This window comes from Nocardia amamiensis NBRC 102102 (assembly GCF_001612745.1).
Taxonomy (GTDB): domain Bacteria; phylum Actinomycetota; class Actinomycetes; order Mycobacteriales; family Mycobacteriaceae; genus Nocardia; species Nocardia amamiensis.
Genome location: NZ_BDBA01000341.1, coordinates 1 through 4,734, shown reverse-complemented (window position 1 = coordinate 4,734; position 4,734 = coordinate 1). Strand labels below are relative to the sequence as shown.

At 65.0% G+C, this 4,734-nt stretch carries 3 protein-coding genes and 3 pseudogenes; 1 reads left to right on the top strand and 5 read right to left on the bottom strand.

Annotated elements, in window-relative coordinates; genetic code table 11:
- Nucleotides 1-562 precede the first annotated feature (562 nt).
- Nucleotides 563-2,011: pseudogene (locus tag NA4_RS41085) on the top strand (IS3 family transposase).
- 6 nt (nt 2,012-2,017) lie between these two features.
- Here NA4_RS41085 and NA4_RS44120 read toward each other — a convergent pair.
- The 5 genes and pseudogenes from NA4_RS44120 to NA4_RS37280 all read right to left on the bottom strand — a co-directional run.
- Complete coding sequence (locus NA4_RS44120) at nt 2,018-2,617, bottom strand: reverse transcriptase domain-containing protein (RefSeq protein WP_067480766.1); 600 nt, start codon at nt 2,615-2,617, stop codon at nt 2,018-2,020.
- Nucleotides 2,618-2,657: 40 nt separating this feature from the next.
- Nucleotides 2,658-2,979: pseudogene (locus NA4_RS44115) on the bottom strand (reverse transcriptase domain-containing protein); the annotation flags it as partial.
- Between the two features lie 108 nt (nt 2,980-3,087).
- A pseudogene (locus NA4_RS43955) lies at nt 3,088-3,222 on the bottom strand (reverse transcriptase N-terminal domain-containing protein); the annotation flags it as partial.
- A 285-nt stretch (nt 3,223-3,507) separates the two neighbouring features.
- Entirely contained in the window at nt 3,508-4,428 is a 921-nt protein-coding gene (locus tag NA4_RS37285) for an IS3 family transposase (protein WP_067480763.1), read from the bottom strand.
- Nucleotides 4,425-4,734: transposase (locus NA4_RS37280; RefSeq protein WP_218022520.1), on the bottom strand; the 310-nt coding region annotated here is incomplete at its 5' end. The genes NA4_RS37280 and NA4_RS37285, both read right to left, overlap by 4 nt.

The following is a 4,734-nucleotide window of genomic DNA, read 5'->3' as shown; positions in this document are numbered from 1 at the left end:
GTGTGACATTTGCACCGCTGGAAACTGGGCTTCAAGCAGTCTGGCCTTCGCCATATCACGCGGGCCTTGCACGACCGTGCCTTCGGCGTCTCCTCGGCACCCCGCGCTTTCCCGCCATGCTGTTGTCCCCTCCCGGTTTCCCGTTCAGGTAAGGCGGGTGGCCCAGAGGTCACCTCCTTCCGAACCTCTGCCCCCTGTAGGGGCGATCTGGCGCCGAGTTAGACGGCGCACTGTCTCCACGCATCCGGCTCTCCACGTGTTCAAGCCGCTGGCGCGTGGTCGGTGCCGGGTTGCCAATCTGACCATGGTGCAGGGATTTTCGAGCCTCGACATCGGTAGCGGCTGACCGTCACCTCTCGTGGTCGGAACAGCTAAACGCGGCGGTCGCTGATCTGCCAGTTCGGCCAGAATCGGCGGCGTAGCGTTCCCCAGGTCAAACCGAAATGCCGTTTGCGCAGCCAATACGCGACCCCCTACCTGTCAGACTCGGATGAGACCAGTCGGTCTGTATCTTTCCTGTAGGTGATGTAGGGCGAGTTCAGGGATATCGAGCAAGGTGACGATGGGTGCGGCCGATCTGCCGACTGGTGGCGGCGCGGCGGGGAAGCCGAAGAAGAAGGGGGCGGGGCCGGCGCGGCCGAAGCGGCGGTCGTTCACGCCGGAGTACAAGCTGGCGATCGTGGCCGAGTACGAGATGCTGACCGAGCCGGGGGCTCGGGGTGCGTTGTTGCGGCGGGAGGGTCTGTATCACTCTCATGTGATCGAGTGGCGTCGTGCGCGCGATGCGGGTGCATTGAATGCGTTGGCGGCCAAGGCAACCGGGCCGAAGCCGGTGAAATCCGAGGCCGATCGCCGGGCGGAGAAGCTGGAAGCGGAGAACGCGCGCTTGCGGGCGGAGCTCGAGCGCAAGGACAAGGCGATGGCTGTGCTGGGAAAAGCTGTCGAGCTGCTGGAGATGCTCTCCGGCAGCGCGGATTCCGAGACCGGGCCGTCGAAGTGATCGACGCCGCCACCGCCGAGCTGGAGGCGCTGGTCGGGCAGCGCGCGGCATGCCGGTTGACCGGCAAGTCGCGCGCCACCCTGCATCGACACCGCCACCCGCAACCGCCCCGGCAGGGGCCGCGGCGGACGGTCGTGCATCCGGCCGCGCTGACCGCGGCTGAGCGGGCTGCGGTGCTGGCCCAGCTGCGCAGCGACCGGTTCGTGGACAAGTCCCCGGCGCAGGTGTGGGCGATCCTGCTGGACGAGGGCCGGTATCTGTGTTCGATCTCGACGATGTATCGACTGCTGCGCGCTCACGGCGAAGTGCGTGAACGCCGCCGCCAGGCCACCCATCCGGCCCGGACCAAGCCCGAGCTTGTCGCGCACGGCCCGAACCAAGTGTGGTCCTGGGACGCGACGAAACTGCCCGGACCGACCCGGGGCGTCTACTACGTGCTGCTGGTGATGCTGGACATCTTCTCCCGCAAGGCCGTTCATTGGACGGTGATCCCGCGTGAATCCCAGTGGATCGCAAAGCAATTCCAGCTCGACCGCGATCGCGGCGAACGACGGGGTCGTGCCGGACTACGTCCACGCCGACAACGGCGGCCCGATGATCAGCAAACCGGTGGCCGACCTATTGATCGACCTGCACATCACTCGGTCGCACTCGCGCCCGCACGTCAGCAATGACAACCCGTACTCGGAAGCGAATTTCAAGACCCTGAAGTACTGTCCGGCGTTCCCGGACCGGTTCGCCTCGATCACCGAGGCACGCCGGTTCTGCGAGGCGTTCTTCACCTACTACAACAACCATCACCGGCACTCCGGGATCGGACTGCACACGCCCGCAACGGTTCACGACGGCACGGCCCATCAGATCCGCGCCGAGCGAGCCACCGTGCTGGCCGCCGCCTACGCGGCCAACCCGGGCCGATTCCGGCGGCCGCCAACCCCGCCCAAGCTGCCCACGGCGGCCTGGATCAACGATCCCGCGAAGGAGAACATCAACACAGAATTCGTGGCATGACCGGTCTCATCCGGATTGACAGCTTCCGACCCTCATGAACGCGAAGTGGTCGACGTAGCAGAAGGTGCGCTTGGACACCCCGTGCTTGAAATAGTTGCACCAGCCCCGCATGACGAGATTGACCCGCCGTAGCAGGGTGGCCAGTGTTCGATGCGAGTTGCGGCGCGTCAGGTTTCGGACCTTGCCGATGATCGAAGCCAGCGACTTCTTCGACGGCCAGGTGTAGACGAACCGCTTTCTGCTGCCCGGTTTGGGCCTCCGCTGGATGCGGAAGCCCAAGAACTCGAAGCCCTCGTCGATGTGACGGATTCCTGTCTTCTCCTCCGATAAGCGCAGGCTCATCGGCGCGAGCACCGCCTCGACCTCATCCCATAGCGCTTCGGCCTGGGCGCGAGTGCCGTTGACCAGCACCACGAAATCGTCCGCGTAGCGGACGATCCGATAGGTGGCGCCTCCGGCGCGCCTGTGCTTGGTGCGCTTCCAGTTCGTGTCGAACTCTTCCCATTTGCCGGTGAAGTGCTCATCCAGAACCGAGAGGGCGATGTTGGCCAGCAGCGGTGACAGGATGCCACCCTGGGGCGTGCCGGTCGGCGTTTCCCGATGCACCGCAGTCCTCGGAGAGGATCCCGGCCTTCAGGAACGCCTTGACCAACGCCAGCATCCGCTTGTCGCCGACCCGCATCCGCACCCGATTCATCAGTGCGGCATGCGAGATTTCGTCGAAACAGGCAGTAATGTCTGCCTCGAAGACCCACTCGTATCCCTTGTTTCCCGAGGTGAAGTGGTGGATCTCGGCGATAGCGTCCTGCGCGCGTCGTCGTGGCCGAAACCCATACGAACACGGCTTGAAATCCGCTTCGGAAATAGGTTCCAACACCAGCTTCGCAGCCGCCTGCACGATCCTGTCGGCGGTGGTCGGGAATGCCGAGCGGGCGTCTCTTGCCGCCTGGCTTGGGGATATACACCCGCTTGACGGGCCGGGCCCTGCGCGGGCTCGTCCGGTGCTGGACCCAGTGGGCCAGTTCCGCCTTGCCCGAGGAGGTCAGGACCACCCGACCGTCGACCCCGGCCGTCTTGCGTCCTGCGTTGATCTCCGTGACCCGTCGCACGCTGACCAGCGTGTTAGCGCGAGAGCGGAGCATCAGTTTCTGCAAGTTGCGGACCCTTTTGAGGTCCCCTGCCTGCGATGCCGTGAAGATTCTCTGCCGCACCGTACTGACTCTTCCTGGGCCTGCCAGTCGACGGTATCCCAGTCGAGCGGATTGTCCTCCGGTCCATTCACCGAAGCGGTGCTGATCGCAGCCGGATCGGCAGCGGGTATGACCGTCACGGTGTCCAACTTGCCCTTCGGTTCCGGTTCCTGTTCAACAGCGTTCTTCACAGGCTCACCCGGCCCACGTCAGCACCCTTTCGGGTCCGGGCATCCGCCCGTATCCGGCCAGTTATGCGGGACTCGGCGGAGGTGGTGTCAATCCCTTCGAAGCGTGGAGGCTCCTTTATGCGGCCTGGTCTCGTGACAGGGCCGCCGCCGAGGCCGCGCGGACGGCGGCCATGTGGGTTTCGTAGTTGATCGGCGACATTCCGCCGCACAGGCTGTGGCGTCGGGTCGGGTTGTAGAAGCCGGTGATCCAGGTGACGATCCGCAACGCGGCCTCGGCGCGGGTGCGGAAACGGTGCCGGTGCACGAACTCGACTTTCAGGGTGGAGTTGAACGATTCCGCGGGCGAGTTGTCCAGGGCCGAGGCGACCCGGCCCATCGACTGCACCACACCCAAATGCCGGCACAAGGCGTTCGTGGCCGCGGCGGTGTATTCACTGCCACGGTCGGAGTGGAAGATCACCCCGTCGATGACGTCGAAACCGCCTCGCGTGACAGCAGCCATTTTAAGTGCGGCACAAGCCAGTTCGGCGTCATGATGGGCACTGGTGGCGTAGCCGAGCAGCCGACCGGAGAACCGGTCTTCCACCGACGCCAAATACAGTTTCCCCTCGTCGGTGACGATCTCGGTGACATCGCCGACCCACAGCACGTCCTGGGCGACGGCGGTGAACTGGCGATGCACCAGATCCGGCGCGGACTGCCGCTTACCCTGCCGGGTGGTCGAGTGCCTACGTTTTACTTTCCTTGCTACCCAACCATTTTCAGCCATCAGCGCGGCGATGGTGTTGTCGGAGACCCGCCAGCCCTTCTCCCGCAATTCGAGACCGATCCGCGGGCTGCCGTAGGTGCGGCCGGAATCGACGAACTCCTTGTCGATCGCCGCGGTCAGCTGTTCACGGCGCTGCTGGCGCTCGGTGGGCTCACGGTCGTTCCACTTGTAGAACCACGACTCGCTCACATCCAGGGCACGGCAGGAAACAGCGTGCGGCACACCGTGTTCGGTCCTCTGGGAGGCGATGAACCCGGCCACGCTCACTTGGTCGCCTCCTTCACCCACAGGACCACTGATCGCTTGAGCACATCACGCTCCATCGCAAGCTCGGCGTTCTCCCGCCGCAACCGCAGCAACTCCTCACGCTCGGACTCACTGAGCCGATCACTGTCGCCGCCCTCACGCTGCTGCCGATCCCGGGCCACCCACGTGGTCAGCGTGCCCTCGTTGACCCCCAGCTCACGGGCCACCTGCGCGACCGGCCGCCCGGTCTCACGCACGATCCGGACCGCTCCCTCACGGAACTCCGCATCGTATTTGCGTCTCTTCTCCGCCATCTGGCCTTTCCTC